Origin of the sequence: Pusillimonas sp. (assembly GCF_035515275.1) — a bacterium.
GTDB lineage: Bacteria > Pseudomonadota > Gammaproteobacteria > Burkholderiales > Burkholderiaceae_B > Pusillimonas.
The window spans coordinates 1-4,254 of record NZ_DATJBQ010000079.1 but is presented as its reverse complement, the minus strand read 5'-3'; the positions used below and the strand labels follow the sequence as shown (position 1 = coordinate 4,254).

The following is a 4,254-nucleotide window of genomic DNA, read 5'->3' as shown; positions in this document are numbered from 1 at the left end:
GCCGCAATGCAGCAGTTTGCTATCCTATATGAAGAGCGATTCACCGATGCATATCGCTATCGCGATCCTGAGTCACAGGAAAAGTAGGCAGATCGATGATTTATCCCAACTGCCCGAACACAAAATATCTGATACTCCCCGTGCCATGGGTTGCCTCCTTCAAGACAATCATAGGCCCGAACACAAAATTACGGACACACTCTCCGGCCGAAGGACCGGACCGCTGCTGCGGCCCGCGTTAAAGCCCCCCAACGCCCACCCGTTTAAAGAACTCAACGCCCAGCCGTTTTTAAGAACCCCAACGTCCAAGTTCCAGGAATCCCACGCACCCCAGCCACCGAAAGCCGCAACGACCAGGAGATAAAACCCGCTGAATAACGAGCAAAGGCGCCAGACCAATCAAGCCTCAAATCGCCTTCAACCGCCGCAACTCGTCAAGCCGTTCAGCATCAACCCCCAGTCCGGCAAGCACTTGCTCTGTATGCTCGCCCAGCACCGGCGGCGCAGCATCGTACTGCACGGGGGTCTGCGAGAATCGCATGGGGCTGGCCACCAACCCCACCGACCCATACCGCTCCGATTCAACCTCGACCCGCATCCGCCGAGCCTGAACCTGAGCATCGTCAAACACCCGGTCAACCGTATTGATCGGACCGCAAGGAAACCCGTGCTGCGTAGCCAGCTCGCACCATTGATCAATGGTCTTGAGCAAAAAACGTTGTTGCAACAAAGGCACCAACTGCGCCCTGTTCTGAACCCGGGCTGCATTGCTTGAATAACGCGCATCGCCCGCCAGTTCTGCACACCCCGCCGCCCGACATAGATTGGCAAACTGCGTGTCGTTGCCAATGGCCAGCATCACGTGGCCGTCGGCGCAAGCAAACGGTTGGTACGGAACGATGGAAGGATGCGCACTGCCCAGCCTGCCCGGCACCTGGCCGCCGACCAGAAAGTTGCTGGCCTGATTGGCAAGCGTGGCAACCTGCACGTCGAGCAGCGCGATGTCGATGTGCTGGCCCTGGCCGGTTTTAGTGCGATGGTAAAGCGCAGCCAGAATCGCCGAGGTCGCGTACAAGCCGGTGAGGATATCCACCACCGCCACCCCCACTTTTTGCGGGCCGCCGCCTGCAACGTCGTCGGGCTCCCCCGTAATGCTCATCAAGCCGCCCATGGCTTGAATCAACGCATCGTAGCCGGGGCGGGCGGCGTAAGGACCTGTCTGCCCGAAGCCTGTGATCGAACAATAGATCAGGCCGGGGTTCAACTGCGACAAGGTTTCGTAATCAAGGCCGTATTTTTTAAGGCCGCCCACCTTGTAGTTCTCAACCAGAATATCGGCTTTTTTTACCAGTTCAAGCAATACCGCGCGCCCTTCTTCAAGGGTGAAGTCCAGCGTCAACGAACGCTTGCCCCGGTTCGTGCAAAAAAAATAGGCGGCGTCGCCCGGGGCGCCGTTGCGATCCGTTGCAAACGGAGGCCCCCAATGCCGCGTGTCATCGCCGACAACCGGACGCTCGACCTTGATTACGTCGGCACCCAGATCGGCCAGATTCTGGGTAGACCAAGGCCCCGCCAGAACACGCGAAAGGTCCAGTACTACTACGTCCTGCAATGCTGCTGTCATAGGTTCGAAGGCCGTGATCAATGTCGTTCTATCACCGGCAACTCGGTGGCCGGCGGTGTGTTTCGGCTGCGCTGGCAGCGCACGATGCCGTCGATAATAACCATGCCTATGCCCGGCAGGTCGCCCAGTTGTACGCTTTCAAGCAAGTTGGAGGCGGCCGTGTGCTGGGCGCGATCCATGATGACGAAGTCGGCGGCGCGGCCTACTTCGATCAAGCCGCAATCAAGGTCGCGCATGCGGGCGGTGTTGCCCGTGGCAAAACAGAACGCGATTTCGGCCGGTATGTCGGCCAGGCTGGACAGCTGCGACACCATGCGCAATATGCCCAGTGGCTGCACACCCGACCCAGCCGGGCCATCGGTACCCAGAATGACCCGGTGCAGGCATTTGAGCTCGTGTGCATGGCGGGCGGTAAGAATGGCGATACGCTCGTTGCCGTTGTGTACGATTTCAATGCCGCGGGTGGAGCGCTCGCACAGTTCGCACACATGCTTGTAGGGTAGCGCGGTGTGGCCACCGTTTATGTGCCCGATGATGTCGGCGTCGGCCTCAAGCACCACGTCTTTATCGATAAGGCCCGAACCGGGTATGGATGGCCCGCCGGTATGAATGGTGCTTTGAATGCCGTATTTGCGCGCCCATTCAACCATCTGGCGCGCTTCGTCGCCGGCCTTGACGCTGCCCAGGCCGATTTCGCCAAGCAGCTTTACACCTGCGTCAGCCAGGTCTTTAAAGTCGGACTCGACCATGCCTTTTTCAATGACCGGCGCGCCGGCCAACACTTTGACCCCGCCTGGCCGAGCATTTTCGTACGCACGCTGCGAAGTAATGGCCAGTGCCTTAAGCCCGACAATGTCTTTGGGCCGGCCCGGATAATGCACCTCGCCGGCCGAGATCATGGTGGTTACACCGCCATTCAGAGAAGAATCGATCCAGCCCAGTTGACCCTGACGTGGTGTCCAGTCGCCCGCCACCGGGTGCACGTGCGAATCGATGAGGCCCGGCGTCAGTGTGGTGCCACGGCAATCAATAACCGTGTTCGCACCTTCGACGTCGCAGTCGGCGTACTTGCCCACTGCAGCGATGCGCCCATCATTCACGACCATGGTGTCTGCATCCAGTATGGGTCGGTCGAGGTCGCCCGACAACAGCAGGCCAATATTCTTTATAACGACTTTTCCCGAAGTTTCTATCGCCGGCGCAGTGGCCATGTTGATCTCCTTATGTGTGGTTCGGCGCGGAGCGGCGGTGGCGGTTTCGTACGCACGCCGCATCCACCACGCCTGGCGCAGCCTTAACGCAGGCCGTCTTCGCCCTTAATTTCATTGACCTGCAGGCCGCCGACGCGAGGCAGAGGGCGACCCGAATCGGTAACCGCCACGGCAACCACGATTTCATTGGCGCGCGGCGCATCGGAGACCCGTGCCTCGACCGCATCGAAATGGCTACGCACGAACGCCGCATCTTTATGGCCCAGCGGCACATCAATGGCCGAGCCGATACCGCCCATTTTTTTAGAGGAAGGAACCAGCGCTGCGCCTTTTTGCACTGCCTTGCGCAGGGGCGCGCCCAACTTCGGATGCAAGATCGCGGCAGCGTGTTCGAGCTCGCCCGACTCGCCGACTATGGCCGCCTTGCCATAGCTTTCAGCCTGTTCAGGCTGTATGCCCAAGGCCTTGACGCATTGCTCGCCCAGCACACCGCCCAGCTCTTCGCCGATGGCAATGAGCTCGTCGAGGTTTTCCGCGTAACGGCCCGCATAGGGGTTTTCAATGACGGCCATGGCCACGGCGCGACGCGTGGGGCGCTCGATGACCTTGCCCATTTCAACCCGTGTTTCATCGACCACCACCACAATTTTTCGAATATTTGCTGACATGTTTTTCTCCTGTTCGTTTGTTCGGTATGACCGGCACGGCTGGCCGGCGCATCAGGGTGCGACACGCGCCATGATGCGCCGCCGGCAGTTAACGCAGCCCGTCGTACTTGCTGATCTGCTCGGGGCGCAAGCCCCCCACACGCTGATGTATACGTTCACCCGTAGCCATGACAAGAATGAAAACCAGTTCGTCGGCCGCAGGTGCGCCGGGCACGTGCACTTCCATGGCATCAAAGTGGCCGCGCACATAGCTGGCGGTAACGTGGGTAAGGGGAACATCGAGCCGCGTGCCCGGGCCGCCCACTTTCTTGGTCGAGGGCACAATAGATAACGCCCGCCCCATTTCAAGGCCTTTCTGCGCCGAGCCCTGACCTTGCTTATAGGCCGAGCGGTCGCCCTTCCAGCCCAGCAGTTCGCGCATGGCATAGCCGCCCGGCACGTGCCACAATGCACCGTGCTCGAGCTCGCCGGCACCGCCCACAATCGAGCCCTTGCCGTAGCTTTCAATGTCGTCGGGCTCAACCCCCATGGCCGCCACCAGCCGCTTGGCCATGTCCAGCCCAACCTCGTTAAGCTGATCCATCATGGGCACGATGTTTTCTTCGTAGCGTCCTGCGTACGGGTTTTTAAGTACCGCCGCCACCGCGCCCCGGATCAGGGGCTTTTTGTCGCGGGGGCCAAACTCGTGGAAGATAGTTTCCACCTCGGTCAGCACTTGGCGTACTTCGATCAAGCTAGACATGGGTTTCCT

Annotated in this window: 4 protein-coding genes; all 4 read right to left on the bottom strand. The window is 59.9% G+C overall.

What is annotated here, in order from left to right; genetic code table 11:
• Positions 1-406: 406 nt before the first annotated feature.
• Positions 407-1,624 carry a CaiB/BaiF CoA transferase family protein gene (locus VL003_RS05910; RefSeq protein ID WP_325440541.1) on the bottom strand — a complete coding sequence of 406 codons (1,218 nt, stop codon included), beginning with the start codon at positions 1,622-1,624 and terminating at the stop codon, positions 407-409.
• A 17-nt stretch (positions 1,625-1,641) separates the two neighbouring features.
• A complete protein-coding gene (locus VL003_RS05905; protein ID WP_325440539.1) occupies positions 1,642-2,835 on the bottom strand; it encodes an amidohydrolase family protein in 1,194 nt (397 codons plus the stop codon).
• Between the two features lie 83 nt (positions 2,836-2,918).
• Complete coding sequence (locus VL003_RS05900; protein ID WP_325440537.1) at positions 2,919-3,503, bottom strand: amino acid synthesis family protein; 585 nt, start codon at positions 3,501-3,503, stop codon at positions 2,919-2,921.
• Positions 3,504-3,591: 88 nt separating this feature from the next.
• A complete protein-coding gene (locus VL003_RS05895) occupies positions 3,592-4,236 on the bottom strand; it encodes an amino acid synthesis family protein (protein WP_325440543.1) in 645 nt (214 codons plus the stop codon).
• Positions 4,237-4,254 lie beyond the last annotated feature (18 nt).